Genomic DNA, 19257 nt, shown 5'->3' with positions numbered 1-19257 from the left:
GCCCTGTCAACCGGGTGCGCTATCCGGCGTCCGGTGCACGCGCCCGGCGGTCGGCGTCGACCCGCAGTACCCGGTGCTTGACGGCAGACCGCCACACCCACGCCTGCGCCTGCTGCCCGAACTGCGCCCACTCCACGAGCACGGCATCGCGGGTCCAGCTCTTCGCGAAGGCCTTCACCCGGACGTGGAACGTCGGGAACTGCACCCACGCCCACACCGGCAGCGGGGTCACCGCGTGGCAGACGTCCGGCCCCCGTGCGTCGTCGGAGAGCGTGTAGGCGTGCGGGCGTTCGACCTCCGGGTGCTCCGGGGGCTGCCACCGGTTCTCGCGACGCCGTCCCACCGGATCATTCGAACGTGTGTTCGAACGGACGTCAAGTCCGGTGCGCCCCGGCGGACACCCTGGAGGCTCGGATCGGCGTGTCGACGCCGCCTCCGACCGCGGACCCCGCCGGAGGCGCGAGGGGCAGGGCCGCCGGGTCAGGAGGCGAGTGCGGCCAGGCGGGCGGCCCGGCGGAGCGCCTGCTCCTCGGGGTCCGGGACCGGGGCGGCCTGGATGAGCCGTCGGGTGTACGGGTCCTCGGGCGCGCGGAGGATGGCGTCACACGTCCCCTGTTCGGCGACGCGCCCCTGGTGCAGCACGACGACGCGGTCACACAGGGTGTCCACCACGGCGAGGTCGTGCGTGACGAACAGACACGCGAACCCGAGGCGCTCCTGCAGCTCGCGGAAGACGTCGAGCACCCGGGCCTGCACCGACACGTCGAGGGCACTCGTGGGTTCGTCGGCGATGAGCAGCGCGGGGTCGAGGGCCACGGCACGGGCGATCGCGACGCGCTGCCGTTGGCCGCCGGAGAGCTCGTGCGGGTAGCGCTCCCGGAAGCCGCCGTCGAGCCCGACGTCCGACAGGAGCCGTTCGACGCGGGTCTCGGTGTCCGCGGCCGACAGGCGGAGGATCTGCCGGAGGGGCTCGGCGACGGTCTGCCCCACCGTGTACCGGGGGTTCAGGGAGCGCAGCGGGTTCTGGAACACCACGCCGACGCGACGCCGCATGCTCCGGCGCTCCGCACGACCGGCACCGGCGAGGTCGATGCCGTCGACCGACACCGAGCCGGCGGTGATCGGAGCGAGGCCGACCGCCGCGCGGCCGATCGTGGTCTTGCCGCTGCCGGACTCCCCCACCAGGCCGACGATCTCGCCGCGGCCGACGGTGAACGACACGTGGTCGACCGCGCGGAAGCGCCGGCGCAGCGCGCCGCCGTACTCGACCACGAGGTCGCGGACGTCGAGGACGGTCGACGGGAGGGGCGTGGCGGGGGCGAGCGGAGCCTCCCGGCCGTCACCGGAACCCAGCCGCGGGACCGCGGCGAGCAGCTCGCGCGTGTAGTCCGCGGTCGGCGCCGCGAAGAGGGCGACGGCGGTGCCGGACTCGACCACCTGGCCGCGGCGCATCACGACGACCCGGTCGGCGATGTCGGCGACGACGCCCATGTCGTGCGTGATGAGCAGGATCGCGGTGCCGGTGCGCTCCCGGAGTGCCCGCAGCACGTCGAGCACCTCCGCCTGGACGGTGACGTCGAGCGCGGTCGTGGGTTCGTCGGCGATGAGCAGGTCCGGGTCGGCGGCGAGCGCCATCGCGATCATCACGCGCTGGCACTGTCCGCCGGAGAGCTCGTGCGGGTACTGCCCCAGGCGGCGTTCGGGCTCGGGGACCTCGACGGCCCGCAGGAGCTCGAGCGCCCGGGCCTTGACCGTCGCCCGGTCGGTGGAGGGGTCGGCGCGGCGGACGGCCTCGGCGAGCTGGAACCCGATCGTGAAGACGGGGTTCAGGGCGGCGGAGGGGTCCTGGAAGATCATCGAGACCGTGCGGCCGCGGACCTCGCGGAGGTGCTGCTCGCCGGAGCTGAGCACGTCGACGCCGCCGATGCGGATCGCGCCGCTGGCGACGGCGCCGTCGGGGGCGATGCCCATCGCGGTCATCGCGGTCATGCTCTTGCCGGAGCCGGACTCCCCGACGACGGCGACGACCTCGCCACGGCCGACGGTGAAGGAGGCGTCGTCGACGGCGCGGACCACCTCGCCCTCGACGTCGAACGTGACGGTCAGGTGGTCGACGACGAGGACGTCCTCGCGCGGCTCGGTCATGGGGTTCCCGTCCCTGGTGCGTCGTCGCCCGTGTCGCGGGCGACCTTGAAGGCCTCCCAGTCCTCGAGCATCTTGCGGTGGTGGCCGTGCAGCCACTGCATGTAGTCGCGCCCGTTGCGCAGGCGCTCGCGGACGGGGGCGTCCACGTCGCCGGGGCCGGTGTGGCCGTCCTGTTCGACGACGGCGAGCCCGCGGGCGATGATGTCCCGCTGCCGGTCGAGGTACTTCCGCTCGCTGGCCAGCCAGCTGCCCCAGACGTCGGTCTCGGCGCGGAAGTAGTGGCTCCGCTCCCCAGGCACCGTGTGGCGCTTGACGAACCCGGAGTCGACGAGCCGCCTGGTCGCCATCGACACCGACCCCGAACTCGCGCCGAGGGCCGCCTGCAGGTCGGCGGAGGACGAGTACGGGGCGCGGGTCATGATGAGGTAGCCGAGCACCCGGGCGTCGGTGAGGGGCATGCCCGCGCCGTCGCCGAGCATCAGCGCGAACTCCTCGACGAACGCCTGGCGCACCGGGTCCAGGACGCGGTCGTCGGTCGTGACGGTCTGCTGCTGCTCGGTCATGGTGGTCCCCTCGTCGATCCGTGGTCCGCGCCAGGCTATGCGAGCCCGGCCGCGACCTCCGGAGCCTCGTCGGGGATCGCCCACGGCTCCTCGCTCATGCCGCCGCTGCCGCGGATGCCGGTGACGGTGCCGTCGGCGTCGCGGGTGAACACGATGTCCTCGTCGACGGAGCCGAAGCGGTTGCCGTGGGTCATCCGGAGCGTGTCCGCGTCGACGACCTCGAGCCGGGTCGGCGACTCCATCGGGTCGGGGCCGGAGGGGTCGATCGCGAGCAGCCGGTCGCCGACCCGGACGACGTCGGTGACGCCCCACGGGTTGGCGTAGCGGCCGGTGTACCGCGCGGCGACGTCCTCGGTGACGACCGCGCCGGGTGCTGCCGTGTCGGCTGCGGCGTCGAGCAGGTTGACGATCCCGGTGGCGAGGAGCGTCGCGGGGCCGGCGGCCGAGCTCGTCATCACGGAGACGACCAGGCCGGACTCGGGGTCGAAGAGCGACTGGGTGATGTGGCCGGGGAAGCCGCCGGAGTGGCCGCGGACCTCGCGCCCGTTGATCCGGTCGACGATGAAGCCGGCACCGTAGCCGCGGGCTGCCGGGTCCTCGTCGGAGGCGCTCCACGACTTCCGCTGCGCCAGGCGCTTGGAGTGGTCGCTCAGCAGCTCGCCCTGCCCGAGCACGTGCGCGGAGAAGTACTTGACCAGGTCGGACGCGGTGCCGTGGAAGCCGGTCGCCGCGGCCATCGCCCGGGTGTCGACGTGGGCGATGCGCTGCCGGTGCCGTGCGACGTGGAAGCCGGAGTAGCCGACCACGAAGTCGTCCTCGCGCGACGGGTCCCAGTCGGGCCCGGTGTTCCGCAGGCCGAGCGGTTCGACGATCTCCTGGCGCACGTAGTCGTTGTAGCTCCGCCCGGACGCCGCGGCGATGACGAGCCCGAGGAGCGAGTACCCGAGGTTGGAGTAGTTGAACGAGGAACCCGTCGGCACCTTCTGCCCGCGGTCGAGCACCAGCGCGAGGAGCTCGTCCTCGTCGGGGAACGGCCGGGCGAGGGACCAGTAGTCGCCGTCGTGGCCGTCGCGGATCACACCGGCGCCCATCTCCATCAGCTCGCGGACGGTGGCGTCGGCGATCGGCGACCCGCCCTCGACGAGGGCGGGGACGTAGGTGCCGACGGTGTCGTCGAGCCGCAGGGAGCCCCGCTCGGCGAGGAGCAGCAGCGCCGTCGACGTGAAGGTCTTGGAGTGCGAGGCGATGCGGAACAGGTCGTTCGTCGTCAGGCGGCGGCCGGCCTCGACGTCGGCGTGGCCCCACGCCTCGGAGAACAGCTCCTCGCCCTGGTACCCGATCGCGACCTGCACGCCGGGCACCCGCAGCTGCCAGACCTTGTACGCGATCCAGTCGCGGATGGTGGGCAGCGTCGTGCGGTAGGCGGTGCGGGTGGCCTCGGTGTCGGTCACGGTGGTTCCTTCCAGGGAGAGCAGGGGGTTCGAGTCTGGCGTCAGCGGCGACGCGGGTCGAGTGCGGCCCGCAGGGTGTCACCGAGCGCGATGACGGCGAGCACGGTGACGGCGAGGAACGCCGCGGGTGCGACGAGCATGTGCGGGGCGCGCAGGAACTGGCTGGTGGCGGCGGAGAGCTGCAGCCCCCAGGAGATCGCCGGGCTCTCGAGGCCGATGCCGAGGTAGGTCAGCGACGACTCGGACACGATGACGCCGCCGACGGTGATCGTGGCGAGGACGAGCAGCGGCGAGATCGACGACGGCAGCACGTACCGGGTGGTGATCCGCCACGTGGAGAGCCCCATCGTGCGGGCGGCCAGGACGAACTCGGCGTTCCGGACCCCGCGGACGCTCGACCGGACGAGCCGGGCCATCGTCGGCCACCCGAACAGCGCGAGCACGAGCGACACGGTGAGCACCGACCGCTCCCCGACGCTGTTGAGCACCACGACGGCGCCGAGCAGGAACGGGAAGCCGAGGAACACGTCGGTCAGGCGGGCGAGCACGGCGTCGACCCAGCCGCCGACCATGCCCGCGACGGTCCCCACGACGACGGCGACCATGCCCGCGAGCACGGTGGTGAGCACCGCGACGGCGATCGACGAGCGGGTGCCGTACACGACGTTGGCGTACACGTCGCAGCCCTGCAGGTCGAAGCCGAACGGGTGCCCGGCGGCGGAGCCGTCCCCGCTCCGGCCGAGGTCGCAGACGCGGGGGTCACCGTGGCCGAACAGCCCGGCGAACAGCTGCGGGAACGCGGCGATCGCCAGCACGAGGACGAGGACCGACGCGGGCACCCAGAACCCCGGGGTGCGGGCCGCGGCGGCGAGGGGGCGGCGCTTGACCCCGACGACGGGGTCGACGGTCGCGGCGAGGGCGGAGGTGGTCATGCGGCGGCTCCCGATCGGACGCGCGGGTCGAGGGCGGCGTGCAGCAGGTCGACGAGCACGCTCGTGACGAGGAACACCAGGATGAGGGCGGTGGAGATCCCGACGACGACGGCGCCCTCGTGTGAGCGGATGCCCTGGAACAGCAGGTTCCCGACGCCGGGCAGGTTGAAGATGCCCTCGATGATCACCGTGCCGCCCATCAGGTAGCCGAGGTCGGTCGCCAGGTACGTCGCGGTCGGGATGAGCGAGTTGCGCATCACGTGCACCCCGACGACCCGGCCGGGCGTCAGGCCCTTCGCGCGGGCGGTCCGGACGTAGTCGGCGTCGAGGGTCTCGATCATCGACGTCCTGGTGAGCCGGGACACCGCGGCCAGGCCGAACAGCGCGATGACGAACGCGGGCAGCACGTACGCGGTCGGCCAGCCGGCGGTGGCGCCCGCGACGGGGAACCAGTGCAGCCGGACCGAGAACACGAGCTGCAGGGCGACGCCGAGCACGAAGACCGGGACCGCGCCGACGACGATCGTGCCGACGAGGACGGTCTTGTCGAGCACCGTGCCGCGCTTGAGTGCCGACAACACCCCGAGCCCGATGCCCAGGACGATCTCCAGCGCCCACGCGGTGAGCGCGAGCGTGATCGTCACCGGCCAGCGCGAGGCCATCTGCGCCGCGACGGGCTGCCCGGTGAAGTCGGTGCCGAAGTCGCCGCGGAACAGCCCGCCGACGTACTGCACGTACTGCAGCCACAGCGGCTGGTCCAGGTGGTACTCGGCACGGAGCGCCCGCACGACCGACTCGCTGAGCGGCCGGTCGCCGCCGAGCGCCCGGATCGGGTCACCGGGCAGCGCGAAGGTCATCGCGTAGATCAGGAAGGTCACCCCGAGGAAGACGATGACCAGGCCGCCGAGTCGCCGACCGACGGCGAGCGTCGGACGCATCACGCGCCTCCCGGGATCGTCGCGGACACCGCACGGGAGGCACGGTGCGGGTCCGCCACGTGGCTCGCGCAGGCGAGGATCGCCCCGTACTGCACCCCCACCAGCGTCCCCACCGGGATCGGCGCGGCGTCGGTCACCGCGTCCGCCTGCCAGAGCGCGTACCGCTCCGCGAGGTCGTCGCGGAGCCGCCGGAGCGGCGCGGACGCCGTGCCGGCGGTGGTCTCCGCCTCGAGTGCGCGGAGCAGCATGCCGCCGTAGCGGAGCCGGAAGCAGCGCACCAGGTCCTCGCAGCCGAAGCGCTCGGCGACGGTGGCCATCCGGTCCGCCGGTTCGCGCTCGGCCCGGGCACGGTCGGTCTCCGGGGTCGCGGTGAGCATCGGGATGAAGGCCCGCGAGCCCTGCAGGAAGGGCGTCTCGATCGTCAGCATCGGCGACGCGGCGTCGAGGACCCGCTGGAGCTCGGCCCCGGAGCCGCCGAGGTCGTCCGCGCACCGCCGGAGCAGGTCCGCGTAGGACTCGTCGGTCGGGGTCTGGTCGTCGGCGTCGGGGTGGCTCCAGTACGGCAGCTCGGCCACCATGCACAGTGCGCCGTGGCGGAGGGCCCACGCGGCGCTGGACGCCCCGTGGATGTGCTCGGCGGGGTCGACACCGAGGCCCTCGAGGTAGTCGTGGACCTCCTCCACCCCGTCCATCGCGAACACCGCCGGGGCCAGCTCACGCAGGTGTGGCGACTCCGGCTCCCCGGTGTCGAGCGGCAGCCCGAGCGCCCGGGGCACCGCGTGCAGCACGTCGATCACGTCGGGCAGGTCCTCGGAGAGGTAGTAGTAGACGCCGCCCATCTCCCCGTTGTGCAGGCTCACCAGGAGGTCCGGTTCGGTGTCGTCGATGAGCCGCATGAAGGCGAGCGTCTCCGGCAGCACCTGGTCGAAGTACACCGACTTGTGGTTGTTCGGGAACGTCCACTCCACCTGGCTGTCCGGAGCCGGCCGGTAGAAGTGCCGGGAGTAGAAGACCCGGTCGTACGGGTCGTGGAACCAGGCCTCGTTGAGCCGCATGCCGTCCGGGTCGATCGTCGGGACGATGTGCCAGGTGACGTCGAGCGCGGTGGCCTCCGCGTCGTCCCCGAGCATCGTCTCGGCGAGGTGCAGCGCCGTCCACGAGCCGATCGGTTCGTTCGGGTGCACGCCGCCGACGATGACGGCGGCGTGCGACCCGGTGCCGATACGGTAGCTGTGCAGCGGTTCTCCGAGGCGGCTGGTGCCGATCCTGGTGACCGTGACCCGGTCCGGGTGGGCCGCGGCGAGCGCGTCGAACCGGGCGTGCAGGTCGTCGACGAGCGGGAAGCCGTCGTGGTCGGGGACCTCGCGGACGAGCCGCAGGATGGTGTCGCTGTCCATGCGGCGCCCTACTTCACGGCGATCTTCGCGACCACCGGGCTGCCGGCGACCGCGGGGAGCTCCGCGATCTTGTCGCTGGTGACGTAGGAGTACTTGTCGAAGAAGGTGGGGACGACCGGGAAGTCCTCGAGCACGGCCTCCTGCGTCTTCGTGTAGTAGTCGTTCGCCTCGGCCTGGGTGCCGGCGGAGTCGGCCTTCGCGAGCAGCGAGTCGACCTCGTCGTCCTGGTAGTAGCCCGTGCAGGGTGCGCAGCCGCCGGCCGTGGTGAACAGGGCGCGGAGGGTGTTCTGCTGGCTGATGTAGAGCGCGCCCCAGTGGCCGAAGTGCGGGCCCTTGACGGTCTTGTCCGTCAGCTCGGAGTAGTACGAGGCCCAGTCGGTGGTGGCCTTCGCCTCGGCGTCGACCCCGAGGTTCTGCCGGATCTGGTTCGCGTACGCCTGGTAGAGCGAGTCGAGGCCGTTGCCGCCCGGGTAGACGATCTCGATGCTGCCGTCGAACCCGCCGGCCTTCGCCAGGAGCTGCTTGGCCGCTGCCGGGTCGAACTCGCAGGCCTCGCCGCAGATGCCCTCCTTCGTCCCGGACATCGACGGCGGGGTGAGCGCGGTCGCCGGGTCGTACAGGCCGCCGTAGATGGCCTTGTTGACCTGGTCGCGGTCGATCGACATCGAGATCGCGCGGCGGACGTCGGGGTCGGAGTAGCGCTCGTCCCACAGCGGGAAGCCGAGGTAGTCGATGCCGGGGGCGTCGAAGGAGTGCAGCCGGTCGCCGAAGTCGTCCTTCGCGCTCGTCATCTTGTCCGTCGGCAGGAAGAGCACGTCGGCGTTCCCGGCGAGGACGTCGGTGTACGCGGTGTTCATGTCGGAGTAGCTGCGGAAGGTGACGTTCGGGGTCGCGGGCTTCGCGCCCTCGTAGCCCTTCCAGGCCGTGACGGTGAACTCCTGGTTCGCCTTCCAGGCCTTCGACATCTTGTAGGGGCCGTTGCCGATCGGCTTCTTGTCGTACGCCTTCAGGTCGTCGTACGCGGCGGACGGCATCGGGTAGAACGCCGTCTGCGCCTGGCTGAGCTGCAGTGGGAACTGACTGTCCGCGTGGGTCAGGGTGACCGTGAAGGTGTCCTTGCCGGTGACCTTCAGCCCCGACATCTCCTTCGTCGTCGGGGTGCCCTTCGCCGGGTTCAGGTCCGAGTACCCGACGATCGACGCGAGCTGGCCGCTGTTCTCCCAGGCGTTCGGGCCGTAGGCGACGTGGTTCCAGGCCTTGACGTAGCTCTCGGGGGTGACGGCCTCGCCGTTCTGGAACTCCCACCCGTCGCGGAGCGTGATCGTCCACGTGGTGGCGTCGTCGCTCTCGACGCTCTTCGCGGCGACGTCGTGGAGCTCGCCCTTCGCGTCCGTCTGGGTCAGCGGGGCGAACAGGCTCATCACCTGGTCGAAGGCCACCGTCTGCCGCCCGGGCGTCAGGTGGTCGGGCTCACCGGTGGCGTACACCAGGCTCGCGTCCGCGGCGGGGTCGGCGGTGCCGCTCGCCGAGCAGCCGGTCGCCACCAGGGCCACCGTGGCAGCCGCGGCGAGCGCGGCGATCGTCCTGCGTCGCATGGACAACTCCTTCGATCGGGTGCGTCCGGTCCACTGCCCGGTCGTCGTTGTCCGGAAAGCTAGGCCCGGTCGAATCCCGACCGCAAGGCTTCTTTCAATCAACTCTGAAACTTTTACCAGGCAGAAACACCCGCGAAACGACACCTGTCGCGCGAGCCAGGGCCGGTGTGCCACGCTCGGGACATGCGCCACACACCGCACTTCCTGATGACCGACGTCGCCGAGGTGAAGCGGCTCGTCGACGACAACCCGTGGGCGACGATCGTGTCGCACACGGACGCCGGACTCGTGGCCTCGCACTACCCCTTCGTGCTCGAGGCGCCCGGTCCCGACGAGGACCCCGACCAGCTCGTGCTCGTCTCGCACGTCGGACGTCCCGACGAACAGGCCCACGAACTCGGGCAGCACGAGGTGCTCGTCATCGTGCAGGGCCCCCACGGCTACGTCTCCCCCGCCTGGTACCCGGCAGCCCAGTTCGTCCCGACGTGGAACCACGTCACCGCGCACCTCTGGGGGACACCGGAGATCCTGTCCGACGAGGAGAACTTCCGCGTCCTCGGCGAACTCGTCGACCACTTCGAACGGGTGATGCCCGACCCCGTCTCCCTGCAGGTCGACGAGGACACCGCCAGGCGCATGGCGAAGGGCACCGTGGGCATCCGCATCCGGGTCACCCGCTTCGACGCCCGCGCCAAGCTGTCCCAGAACAAGGCCCCGGCCGTGGTCGACGACGTCATCGCGGGACTGCGCGGCGACGGGCCCTACGCCTCGCCGGCGCTCGCCGACGAGATGGAGCGGGTCCGGCCCGGCGTCGGTGCCGAGTCGCCCGCCGTCACGGTCGCCGGACGGGAGGCACGATGAGCGCCGTCCTGCTCCGTTCCGTCCGCCGCGTCGGCACCTCCGGCACCCCGGCCGACGTGCTGGTCACCGACGGTGTCGTCACCACGATCGCCCCCGCCGGCACGCTGGCACCGTCGGGTCCCGACACCGAGGTCGTCGACGCCGGCGGCGCCTGGCTCGGCCCCGGGCTCGTCGACCACCACACGCACTTCGACCAGTGGGCGCTCGTCCGGCGGCGCGTCGACGTCACCGGCTGCGACTCCGCCGAGGCGACTGCCGACCTCCTCGCCGACGTCGTCCGCACCGGGGTGGCGGACCCGGTCCTCGTCGGCCACGGCTACCGTGACGGTCTCTGGCCGCGCCCCGCCCGACGCGCGCTGCTCGACGCGGCCGCACCGAGCCTCCCGACCGTCGTCATCAGCGCGGACCTGCACGCCGTCTGGTGCAGCACCAGCGCGCTCGCCCACTTCAGCCGGGTCCTCGGGCGGCCACTCGAGGCCGGCGAGGACGGCGTCCTGCGCGAGCAGGACGCGTTCGACGTCACCGGCGCGCTCTCCACCGTGCCGGACGCCGTGCTCGACGGCTACGTCGCGGACGCCGCCGAGGCCGCTGCCGCCCGCGGCGTGACCCGGGTCGTCGACCTCGAGATGCGCTTCGGGCTGGACCGCTGGGTGCGCCGCATCCACGGCGGGACGGACGCACTCCGGGTGGCGTCTGGCGTGTACGCGACGGAGCTGTCCGACGTCATCGCCCGCGGGCTCCGCACCGGCGACGTCGTCGAGGGCACCCGCGGCCTGCTCACGATGGGGCCGTTCAAGGTGATCACCGACGGCTCCCTCGGGACGCGGACGGCAGCGCTCGTGGACGGGTCGGGCTCGCTCGCCTGGGCCTTCGACGACCTCGTCGCGATCACCCGCCGGGCCGTCGACGCCGGACTCACGCCGGCGATCCACGCCATCGGCGACCGGGCGAACACCCTGGCGCTCGACGTCTTCGAGGCCGTCGGCGCCCGCGGCACGATCGAACACGCCCAGCTGCTCGTGGACACCGACGTCGAGCGGTTCGCCCGCCTCGGCGTCGCCGCGTCGGTGCAGCCGGAGCACGCGATGGACGACCGGGACATCGCCGACCGGCACTGGGCGGGCGACACCGACCGGGCCTTCGCGTTCGCGTCCCTGGTCCGTGCGGGTGCCCAGGTGCTCCTCGGGTCGGACGCCCCGGTGGCGCCGCTCGACCCGTGGGTGTCGCTCGCCGCGGCCGTCGGGCGGGACCGTGACGGCCGCGAGCCGTGGCACCCTGCCGAGCGGATGTCGGCGCTGGCCGCGTGGCGGGGCTCGACCGACGGCCGGGTGTCCGTGGCCGTCGAGGACGTCGCGGACCTCGTGCTCACCGAGGCGGACCCGATCGCCGCGTCCTCGGCCGCACTACGGTCCATGCGGGTGCTCGGCACCGCGATCGCCGGGCGGTGGACGCACCTGGACCTGTGACGGCAGGCCCTACTTCTGGTCCTTCGGGCACCAGTAGAGCTTGCGGCCGGCCATGTCGGCGATCCGGATCTCGGTGCCGCACACCCGGCAGGGCTCGCCCTGGCGGTGGTACACCCAGTGGCGGTCCTTCCGGGACCGCAGGGCCTTCCTGTGGTCGGCGGCGGACAGGCCGTCCATCGTCATCATCAGGCCGTCGCGGACACCGTCGTGCAGCAGCTTCGACCAGTCGGCCCAGAGCGCCTCGGCCTGCTTGACGGTGATCTTCTTGCCCACCTTGTACGGGTCGATGCGCTGTCGGAACAGCAGCTCAGCGCGGTAGATGTTGCCGATGCCGCTCACCACGGACTGGTCCATCAGGAGCTGTCCGATCGCGACGTTGCGCTTCCGGACGTTCTCCACGAAGACCTTCTCGGCCTCGGGGCCGTCGTCGTTCATCGGGTCGGGGCCGAGCTTGTCGAGGGCCTGCTGGACCTCGGTCGGGGTCTCCACGACGCACTTCGTCGGGCCGCGGAGGTCGGCGACGGTGTCCTCGGTCAACAGCCGCACGCGCACCTGGCCGACGGGGTCCGGCGGGAAGGCCTCGATCGGGTCCTTGGTCTTCTCCTGCTCGGCCATCCGGTAGCGGGCGAGCCGCGGGGCGCCGATGGAGGACAACGACTCCTCCCGGTCGTCGTCGTCCGACAGGGCCTCGGCGGTGGAGATCACGCCGGCGAAGTCCCACGCCCCGTACAGGCCGAGGTGGACGCGCAGGAACAGGTCGTCCTCGAACTCGAGGAACATCTGCTTGCCGACGGCCCGCGCCGCGACGAGCGTCTTGCCGTCGAGCTGCTCGGCCCCCGCGGCGAAGCGGCCCTGGGGGCTGGAGACCTCGCAGCGCTTGCCGACGAAGTGGCGGGTGAACTGGTTGGCGATTCGGTGGACGGAGTGACCCTCGGGCATGGGTCCTGTTCTACCCGGTGCCGCTGACGGTCGGTGTCCCCCGAGCGGCTGCTACGCGTCGACCTGCTTGCCGGCGATGGTGCCGGTCTGCTCGTACTCGGCGAGCTGCGCGATGCGGCGGGCGTGGCGTTCCTCGCCGGAGAACGGCTCGGCGATGAACAGGTCCACGAATTCGATGACCTCGGCCTCGGTGTGCTGGCGGGCACCGAGCGAGATGACGTTGGCGTCGTTGTGCTGCCGGGCCAGGAGCGCGGTGGACTCGTTCCACACGAGCGCTGCCCGGACGCCCTCGACCTTGTTCGCGGCCATCGCCTCGCCGTTGCCCGACCCGCCGAAGACGACGCCGAGCGCCTGGACGCCCGCGCGCTGGTCCGCGACGACCGCGTGTGCGGCGTTGATGCAGAACGAGGGGTAGTCGTCGAGCGCGTCGTACGCGGTCGGACCGTGGTCGACGACCTCGTGTCCGGCCTCGGCGAGGTGCGAGGCGAGGGTCTTGGCGAACTCGAGGCCGGCGTGGTCCGTTCCGAGGTGGATGCGCATGGACTGATCCTATTCCCGGCCGCGAGCGACCCTCGCCACCACCACCACGTACCGGCACGCGGTCTCGCCGTCGTTCCGGTAGGTCACCTCGGCGGGGTCGCCGAGCTCGATCCGGTCGCCGGCCGCGAGCACGACCGGCTCGCCGCCGACGACGAGCTGGAGCTCGCCGTCGACGACCCAGATGCAGTGCCGGACGAAGGCGTACGCGGCCGCCGGGTAGGTCACGGCAGCCCCGGCCGGGAGGCGCACCTCGGTCACGTCCACGGGGAAGTCCGCACTGGCGAGCGGACGACGGCGGTACCCGGTCTCGGGGTCCGTCCAGTGGTCGGCGGTCGCGGCGCGCTGCACGCCGGTCGCGTCGTCGGGGCTGCCGGGCTCCTGGTCGTCGTGCGCGTGCGTCTCGTGGGAGCCGTCGAGCAGCTGGGAGACCGTGAGCCCGAACGCGCCGGACAGCCGCCCGAGGATGGTGGCCGTCGGACTGGACACCCCGCGCTCGACGCGGTTGATCATCGCGCGGGAGACGCCGGACGCCTCGGCGAGCTCGGTGAGGCTCCACCGCCGGTCGTCCCGCAGCGCGTGCAGCCGGGCCCCGAGGCGGCGCTGGTCGGCGGCGTCCGCGGGTTCCGGTCCGGTTCCGGTAGCGGGTTCCGGTCCGGCTCCGGCGTCGGGTTCCGCTTCCGGTGCCGAGTCGTCTACGATCTGAGACATGACGACAGCATATGCGACGGGTGAGCCGGGGGCGGTCACGGTCCGGGACTGCGAGCCGGACGACCTCGACGTCGTCCACGCGCTGCACGTCGACGCGGTCCTGCACACGACGGCCGTCTGGCAGGACCGGCCGAACCCGCGGACGTGGTTCGACGGGTGGCTCGCCGAGCGTCGGGCGGCCGGGCTGCCGGTCTTCGTGGCCGAGGTCGACGGGGCGGTCGCCGGCTACGTGTCGTACGGCCCGTTCCGGCCGCTCGAGGGCTACCGGTTCACGGTCGAGCACAGCGTGTACGTGGTGCCGGCGTTCCGGGGCCGTGGCATCGCGTCGACGCTCATGCGCGCCCTGGTGGCCCACGCCCGGGAGCAGGACCTGCACATGATGATGGCCGGCATCTGCAGCTCGAACACGGGGTCGATCGCGCTGCACGAGCGCCTCGGGTTCGAGGTCGCGGCCGTGCTCCCCGAGGTCGGGCGCAAGTTCGACCGCTGGTGGGACCTCACCCTGATGCGCCTGCCCCTGGCCTGACGGCGCGCGGCGCCGCCGCGCGCACCGCCGCCGCGCGCCCTGCCGCCGCGCACCCGAGTCTCGGCCCGGCGGACACCCTGCGGCTTCCGGAACCCGTGCGGTGTCCGCCGAGCCGAGTCTCGCCGGACGCGGGTCGCGGGGCGGAGCCGAGCCGGGCCTCCCGTCAGTCGGTGGTGGACGTGTCGAAGATCGGACCGACCGTGCGCGAGCGCTTGAGCTCGAAGAAGCCCGGGTACCGGGCTGCTGCGACGATGCCGTCCCAGAGGTCGAGTGCCTGCTGGCCCTTCGGCGCCGGGGAGATGACGGGGCCGAAGAACGCGGTGCCCTCGACGGCGATCACCGGGGTGCCGACGTCCTGGCCGACGCGCTCGATGCCGTCGCGGTGGCTCGCACGGGTGGCGGCGTCGGCCTCGTCCGACCAGGCTGCGTCGGCGAGGTCGGCGTCGAGGCCGAGCTCCGCCAGGACGGCGGGGACCACCTGGGCGGGGTCGTGCTCCTGGCGGTGGTGGATGTGCTCGCCGAGGGCGTCGTAGAGGGGCTTGACGACCTGGTCGCCGAGGCGGAGCCGCGCTGCCGTGACCAGACGCGGGTAGACCTGCCCCTGCTCGAGGCGTTCCTTGTACTCGGGCGGGACGTCCTGGTGCTCGTTCAGCACGAACAGGCTCATCACGTGCCAGGTGACGTCGAGGTCGCGGTGTCGCTCCACTTCCTCCACCCAGCGGCTCGTCATCCAGGCCCACGGGCAGTTCGGGTCGAACCAGAAGTCCACAGCCGTACGGGTCGTCTCGGTCTTGTCCACAGTCGTCTCGGTCACGGGTGCGAGCGTACGCGCGCTCGCTAGGGTGGTTCCGACACGTCCCGCGGGTGCACGACGCGCAAGTGGGACACAGCTGCGCGGACATCGATCGTCCGTGCCCGCATCGAAGATGGAGCGTCCGTGCCCGGAGAGAACCTCACCCGAATCGAAGCCCAGGAACGCGCCACGATCGTCGACGTCCAGTCGTACGACGTCGAGCTCGACCTCACGCGCGGCGCCGAGTCCTTCGGCAGCACCACCCGCGTGCGCTTCACCGCGACGCCCGGTGCGTCGACGTTCATCGACGCGATCACCAGGACCGTGCACTCGGTCACGCTGAACGGCACCGAGCTCGACGTCGCCGCGGTCAACGACGGCGTCCGCATCCAGCTCGCCGACCTGCAGGAGACCAACGAGCTCGTCGTCGTCAGCGACGCGCTCTACACGAACACCGGCGAGGGCCTGCACCGCTTCGTCGACCCCGTCGACGACGAGGTCTACCTGTACTCCCAGTTCGAGGTCCCGGACTCCCGCCGGATGTTCGCCGTGTTCGAGCAGCCCGACCTCAAGGCCGAGTTCACCTTCACCGTCACCGCGCCGTCGCGCTGGCAGGTCGTCTCGAACTCCCCCACGCCCGAGCCCCGCGTCGACGGTGACGTCGCCACGTGGGCGTTCCCGCCGACCACCCGGATCTCGAGCTACATCACCGCGCTCATCGCCGGTCCGTACGAGGTGGTCCGCAGCGAGCTGACCTCCAGCGACGGCCGCACGATCCCGCTCGGGGTCTTCGCCCGCAAGTCGCTCGCCGAGTACCTCGACGCGGACTACGTCTTCGAGACCACCCGCAAGGGCTTCGCGTACTACGAGGACAAGTTCGACGTCCCGTACCCCTTCGAGAAGTACGACCAGCTCTTCGTGCCCGAGTTCAACGCGGGAGCGATGGAGAACGCCGGCGCGGTGACCTTCACCGAGACCTACGTGTTCCGCTCGAAGGTCACGGACGCCATCAAGGAGCGTCGGGTCGTCACGATCCTGCACGAGCTCGCGCACATGTGGTTCGGCGACCTCGTCACGATGAAGTGGTGGAACGACCTCTGGCTCAACGAGTCCTTCGCGGAGTGGGCGTCGACGATCGCCACCGCAGAGGCCACCGAGTGGACCGAGGCCTGGACCACGTTCCAGGCGATGGAGAAGTCCTGGGCCTACCGCCAGGACCAGCTCCCCTCGACGCACCCGATCGTCGCGACGATCAACGACCTCGAGGACGTCCAGGTCAACTTCGACGGCATCACCTACGCCAAGGGCGGCTCCGTCCTGAAGCAGCTCGTCGCGTGGGTCGGCATCGACGCCTTCTTCGCCGGTGTCTCCGCGTACTTCAAGAAGCACCACCACTCCAACACCGAGCTGGCCGACCTGCTCGTGGAGCTCGAGGCCACCAGCGGTCGTGAACTCGGCGAATGGTCGAAGCTCTGGCTCGAGACCGCCGGCGTGAACACCCTGCGCCCCGAGATCGAGACCGACGCCGACGGCGTCATCACGTCCTTCGCCGTGCTGCAGGAAGCCCCGGCCGACTACCCGACGCTCCGCCCGCACCGTCTGGCGATCGGCGTCTACGCGTTCAGCACCGACGGCTCGGCACCGTTCGGCGCGGACACCGCGTCGGCCGGCGGCAAGCTCGAGCGTGCCGCCCGCGTCGAGATCGACGTCGACGGCGCCCGCACCGAGGTCCCCGAGCTCGTCGGCACGCACCGCGGTGACCTCGTGCTGCTCAACGACGACGACCTGGCGTACGCCAAGATCCGCCTCGACGAGCAGTCCCGGCGCACCGCGATCGAGCACCTCGCCTCGATCGCGAACCCGCTCGCCCGCTCGATCGTCTGGGGTGCGATGTGGGACGCCACCCGTGACGCCGAGTCCCCCGCCAGCGACTACGTCCGCCTGGTCCTCGGCAACATCGCCACGGAGACCGAGTCCACCACGATCCGCACCACGCTCTCGCAGCTGCTGCTGACCGCGCGGAACTACGTCGCCCCGGCCACGTCCGACACGACCGTCCGCACCGTCGGCGACACGCTCTGGCAGCTCGCCTCCTCGGCCGAGGCCGGCTCGGACGCCCAGTTCCAGTTCGTGAAGTTCTTCGCGCAGATCGCCTCGACGCCGGAGCACGTCGCGACGCTCTCCGGCCTGCGGGACGGTTCCGTCACGCTGAGCGGGCTCGAGATCGACACCGACCTGCGGTGGGAGCTCCTCGAGGGCCTGGTCCTCGCGGGCGCTGCCGGTGATGCCGAGGTGGACGCCGAACTCGCCGCCGACCGCACCGCGTCGGGCGAACAGGCGGCCGCACGTGCCCGCGCGACGATCCCCACCGCCGAGGGCAAGCTCGCCGCGTTCTCGTCGCTCGTCGACTCGGACGCCCTGCCGAACGCGATCGTCCGCCAGATCACGGTCGGGTTCCAGCACACCAACGCGCCCGTCGTGCTCGAGGGCCTGGTCCCCCGGTACTTCGACGTGCTGACCCGCATCTGGGCCGAGCGGAGCTACCACATGGCCGACACGATCGTCACCGGGCTGTACCCGGCGCCGCTCGCCTCGGTCGAACTCCGTGACGCCGCAGCCGCGTGGCTCGAGGCCCACCCGGAGACCCCGGCGCTCCGCCGCATCGTGACCGAGAACCTCGCGGGCACCGAGCGTGCGCTGCGGGTGCAGGCCGCGGACGCCTGAGTCCCAGCCCGAAAGCGCGGAACCGCTGACCGGCTGACCCGCTGAACCAGGACGGGGTGTGGTGTTCCTCCAGGGACGCCACACCCCGTCCGTTTACCATCGACCGGACATGATCTCGGCTGCAGACAACAGCGACGTCTCCAAGTGGGCGTCCAACGCATTCACCCAGTTCGTCGACGTGTGGCAAGCGCCGATCACGATCGTCATCACGATCGTCGCGGCGATCCTGCTCCGGTTGATCCTCCGTCGGATGATCAACCAGGTCGTGAACCGCATCGTCAACGGCGTCAAGAAGCGCCAGGGCGCCGACGACACCCAGGCGCTCATCGCCTCCCCGATCCAGACCGCCCGGGTCGTTCAGCGCACCCGGACGCTCGGCAGTGTGCTCGAGAACCTCGCCACCGTCGTCGTGGTGGTCATCGCGTTGATCATCATCGTGACAGCGGTCTGGCAGGGCGCTGCCGTCGGGATCGTCGGTGGCGCGTCGCTCGTCGCGGCGGGGCTGGCCGTCGGCGCGCAGTCCATCGTGAAGGACCTGCTCTCCGGCGTCTTCATGATCCTCGAGGACCAGGCGGGCGTCGGTGACGTCGTCGACACCGGGCCGGCCACCGGGGTCGTCGAGAACGTCGGACTGCGCGTGATGCAGATCCGCGACGTGAACGGCATCCTCTGGTTCGTCCCCAACGGACAGATCCTGCGCGTGGGCAACCTGTCGCAGGGGTGGTCCCGGGTGCTCGTCGACATCACCGTGCCGTACGACACCGACATCGACGCCGTGCAGGACGCCCTGCTCGCCGCCGCCGTGCGGATGTCGCAGGAGCCCCGCTGGCGCCAGCGCATCGTCGAGAAGCCGGAGATCTGGGGCCTGCAGTCGATCAGCGAGGACGGCATGGTGTTCCGCCTCGTCGTGAAGACCCGTGCGTCGGAGCTCGACGTCGTCGGGCGCGAGCTCCGCATCCGGCTCAAGCGCGGGGTCGACGAGCTCGGCGTGACCCTGCCGGCGATGGCGATGATCATGCCGGAGGGCTGGGAGAACGCCACCTCGATCAACGGACTGCGGACCGTGCGGACGCAGCCGACGCCCGTGCCGCCGACGAAGCCCCGTCGCTCTCGGAAGACGAACGTGTACGGGCAGCCGATCGACACCGATCGGCCGCAGCCCCGGAAGGACGACCGATGACCGACCTGCCCTCCCCGAGCGGTGCCCCCGGCGGGTTGCCCGTCGGCACTCCCGGTGGCATACCTGTTGCCGGCCAGCCGATCACGCTGCGGGTCGGGCTCGGCGGGTCGTCCGCGTCCGGGTCGTTCTTCGACCGCATCGGCGGCGCGCCGACGTTCGACCGGTTGGTCCGCCGCTTCTACGACGGCGTGCAGACCGACGACGTCATCTGGCCGATGTACCCGCAGGACGACCTCGAGGGCGCGATCAGCCGCCTGTCACTGTTCCTGCAGCAGTACTGGGGCGGCCCCGGCACGTACAGCGAGGAACGCGGCCACCCCAGGCTCCGAATGCGGCACAACCCGTTCCGCATCACGTCCGAGGCCCGCGAGCACTGGCTGCTCCACATGCGCGACGCGGTCGAGTCGCTCGGGCTCGCGCCCCTCGACGAGGCCGAGCTGTGGGGCTACCTGGACCGCGCCGCCCACGCGATGACGAACACGTTCGACTGATCGGTCGT

Annotated in this window: 18 protein-coding genes; 6 read left to right on the top strand and 12 right to left on the bottom strand. The window is 71.7% G+C overall.

Annotated features, from left to right (window positions below):
• Positions 1–19: 19 nt before the first annotated feature.
• The 8 genes from OVA28_RS09495 to OVA28_RS09460 form a co-directional block, all read right to left on the bottom strand.
• Entirely contained in the window at positions 20–343 is a 324-nt protein-coding gene (locus tag OVA28_RS09495; RefSeq protein WP_194660691.1) for a hypothetical protein, read from the bottom strand.
• A gap of 137 nt (positions 344–480) precedes the next feature.
• Complete coding sequence (locus OVA28_RS09490) at positions 481–2145, bottom strand: dipeptide ABC transporter ATP-binding protein (protein ID WP_268096742.1); 1665 nt, start codon at positions 2143–2145, stop codon at positions 481–483.
• The gene (locus OVA28_RS09485; protein ID WP_194660689.1) at positions 2142–2708 is read right to left on the bottom strand and encodes a GbsR/MarR family transcriptional regulator; all 567 of its coding nucleotides are present in this window, start codon (positions 2706–2708) and stop codon (positions 2142–2144) included. The genes OVA28_RS09490 and OVA28_RS09485 overlap by 4 nt, the downstream gene beginning before the upstream one ends.
• Before the next feature lie 35 nt (positions 2709–2743).
• Positions 2744–4159: a serine hydrolase gene (locus tag OVA28_RS09480; protein ID WP_268096741.1), complete on the bottom strand. Its 1416-nt coding sequence runs from the start codon at positions 4157–4159 to the stop codon at positions 2744–2746.
• A gap of 41 nt (positions 4160–4200) precedes the next feature.
• Positions 4201–5091, bottom strand: coding sequence for an ABC transporter permease (locus tag OVA28_RS09475; protein WP_194660688.1), 891 nt, complete (start codon positions 5089–5091; stop codon positions 4201–4203).
• Positions 5088–6029, bottom strand: a complete 942-nt coding sequence (locus tag OVA28_RS09470) for an ABC transporter permease (RefSeq protein WP_194629019.1) — start codon at positions 6027–6029, stop codon at positions 5088–5090. Before OVA28_RS09470 ends, OVA28_RS09475 begins: the two co-directional genes overlap by 4 nt.
• Complete coding sequence (locus tag OVA28_RS09465; protein WP_268096740.1) at positions 6029–7426, bottom strand: M14 family zinc carboxypeptidase; 1398 nt, start codon at positions 7424–7426, stop codon at positions 6029–6031. The genes OVA28_RS09470 and OVA28_RS09465 overlap by 1 nt, the downstream gene beginning before the upstream one ends.
• Before the next feature lie 8 nt (positions 7427–7434).
• Entirely contained in the window at positions 7435–9021 is a 1587-nt protein-coding gene (locus tag OVA28_RS09460; protein ID WP_268096739.1) for a peptide ABC transporter substrate-binding protein, read from the bottom strand.
• Positions 9022–9204: 183 nt separating this feature from the next.
• On the opposite strand from OVA28_RS09460, the gene OVA28_RS09455 reads away from it, so the two are divergent.
• Positions 9205–9882 (top strand): FMN-binding negative transcriptional regulator, encoded by a 678-nt coding sequence (locus tag OVA28_RS09455; RefSeq protein WP_268096738.1) that lies wholly within the window; start codon positions 9205–9207, stop codon positions 9880–9882.
• Positions 9879–11348, top strand: coding sequence for an amidohydrolase (locus OVA28_RS09450; protein WP_268096737.1), 1470 nt, complete (start codon positions 9879–9881; stop codon positions 11346–11348). The genes OVA28_RS09455 and OVA28_RS09450 overlap by 4 nt, the downstream gene beginning before the upstream one ends.
• Before the next feature lie 9 nt (positions 11349–11357).
• Here the strand turns inward: OVA28_RS09450 and OVA28_RS09445 are convergent, their stop codons facing one another.
• Genes OVA28_RS09445 through OVA28_RS09435 form a run of 3 tightly spaced genes read right to left on the bottom strand, consistent with a single transcriptional unit; the run spans position 11358 to position 13535 of the window.
• Complete coding sequence (locus OVA28_RS09445) at positions 11358–12287, bottom strand: Fpg/Nei family DNA glycosylase (protein WP_268096736.1); 930 nt, start codon at positions 12285–12287, stop codon at positions 11358–11360.
• Between the two features lie 51 nt (positions 12288–12338).
• A complete protein-coding gene (locus OVA28_RS09440) occupies positions 12339–12827 on the bottom strand; it encodes a ribose-5-phosphate isomerase (RefSeq protein ID WP_194660682.1) in 489 nt (162 codons plus the stop codon).
• 9 nt (positions 12828–12836) lie between these two features.
• Positions 12837–13535 (bottom strand): helix-turn-helix domain-containing protein, encoded by a 699-nt coding sequence (locus tag OVA28_RS09435; protein WP_268096735.1) that lies wholly within the window; start codon positions 13533–13535, stop codon positions 12837–12839.
• On the opposite strand from OVA28_RS09435, the gene OVA28_RS09430 reads away from it, so the two are divergent.
• Positions 13534–14061, top strand: a complete 528-nt coding sequence (locus tag OVA28_RS09430) for a GNAT family N-acetyltransferase (RefSeq protein ID WP_268096734.1) — start codon at positions 13534–13536, stop codon at positions 14059–14061. The genes OVA28_RS09435 and OVA28_RS09430 overlap by 2 nt on opposite strands.
• 163 nt (positions 14062–14224) lie before the next feature.
• Here the strand turns inward: OVA28_RS09430 and OVA28_RS09425 are convergent, their stop codons facing one another.
• Positions 14225–14791 (bottom strand): mycothiol-dependent nitroreductase Rv2466c family protein, encoded by a 567-nt coding sequence (locus OVA28_RS09425; RefSeq protein WP_442780824.1) that lies wholly within the window; start codon positions 14789–14791, stop codon positions 14225–14227.
• Between the two features lie 207 nt (positions 14792–14998).
• On the opposite strand from OVA28_RS09425, the gene pepN reads away from it, so the two are divergent.
• The 3 genes from pepN to OVA28_RS09410 all read left to right on the top strand — a co-directional run bounded on the left by pepN (position 14999) and on the right by OVA28_RS09410 (position 19249).
• On the top strand, positions 14999–17578 hold the full coding sequence (gene pepN / locus OVA28_RS09420) for an aminopeptidase N (protein ID WP_268096731.1): 2580 nt from the start codon (positions 14999–15001) through the stop codon (positions 17576–17578).
• 109 nt (positions 17579–17687) lie between these two features.
• A complete protein-coding gene (locus OVA28_RS09415) occupies positions 17688–18758 on the top strand; it encodes a mechanosensitive ion channel family protein (protein WP_194660678.1) in 1071 nt (356 codons plus the stop codon).
• Positions 18755–19249, top strand: a complete 495-nt coding sequence (locus OVA28_RS09410; protein WP_442780777.1) for a globin — start codon at positions 18755–18757, stop codon at positions 19247–19249. The genes OVA28_RS09415 and OVA28_RS09410 overlap by 4 nt, the downstream gene beginning before the upstream one ends.
• Positions 19250–19257 lie beyond the last annotated feature (8 nt).

Origin of the sequence: Curtobacterium sp. SL109 (assembly GCF_026672405.1) — a bacterium.
In the GTDB taxonomy this organism is placed as follows: Bacteria; Actinomycetota; Actinomycetes; order Actinomycetales; family Microbacteriaceae; genus Curtobacterium.
The sequence above is the reverse complement of the archived record's forward strand: the minus strand, read 5'-3'. Positions and strand labels throughout refer to the sequence as shown.

Coding starts and splice junctions, on each gene's coding strand:
- OVA28_RS09450 (WP_268096737.1), top strand. CDS start 9,879: ATGAGCGCCGTCCTGCTCCGTTCCGTCCGCCGCGTCGGCACCTCCGGC.
- OVA28_RS09470 (WP_194629019.1), bottom strand. CDS start 6,029: ATGCGTCCGACGCTCGCCGTCGGTCGGCGACTCGGCGGCCTGGTCATC.
- OVA28_RS09435 (WP_268096735.1), bottom strand. CDS start 13,535: ATGTCTCAGATCGTAGACGACTCGGCACCGGAAGCGGAACCCGACGCC.
- OVA28_RS09440 (WP_194660682.1), bottom strand. CDS start 12,827: ATGCGCATCCACCTCGGAACGGACCACGCCGGCCTCGAGTTCGCCAAG.
- OVA28_RS09475 (WP_194660688.1), bottom strand. CDS start 5,091: ATGACCACCTCCGCCCTCGCCGCGACCGTCGACCCCGTCGTCGGGGTC.
- OVA28_RS09415 (WP_194660678.1), top strand. CDS start 17,688: ATGATCTCGGCTGCAGACAACAGCGACGTCTCCAAGTGGGCGTCCAAC.
- OVA28_RS09425 (WP_442780824.1), bottom strand. CDS start 14,791: ATGACGAGCCGCTGGGTGGAGGAAGTGGAGCGACACCGCGACCTCGAC.
- OVA28_RS09490 (WP_268096742.1), bottom strand. CDS start 2,145: ATGACCGAGCCGCGCGAGGACGTCCTCGTCGTCGACCACCTGACCGTC.
- OVA28_RS09445 (WP_268096736.1), bottom strand. CDS start 12,287: ATGCCCGAGGGTCACTCCGTCCACCGAATCGCCAACCAGTTCACCCGC.
- OVA28_RS09455 (WP_268096738.1), top strand. CDS start 9,205: ATGCGCCACACACCGCACTTCCTGATGACCGACGTCGCCGAGGTGAAG.
- OVA28_RS09460 (WP_268096739.1), bottom strand. CDS start 9,021: ATGCGACGCAGGACGATCGCCGCGCTCGCCGCGGCTGCCACGGTGGCC.
- OVA28_RS09485 (WP_194660689.1), bottom strand. CDS start 2,708: ATGACCGAGCAGCAGCAGACCGTCACGACCGACGACCGCGTCCTGGAC.
- OVA28_RS09430 (WP_268096734.1), top strand. CDS start 13,534: ATGACGACAGCATATGCGACGGGTGAGCCGGGGGCGGTCACGGTCCGG.
- OVA28_RS09465 (WP_268096740.1), bottom strand. CDS start 7,426: ATGGACAGCGACACCATCCTGCGGCTCGTCCGCGAGGTCCCCGACCAC.
- OVA28_RS09410 (WP_442780777.1), top strand. CDS start 18,755: ATGACCGACCTGCCCTCCCCGAGCGGTGCCCCCGGCGGGTTGCCCGTC.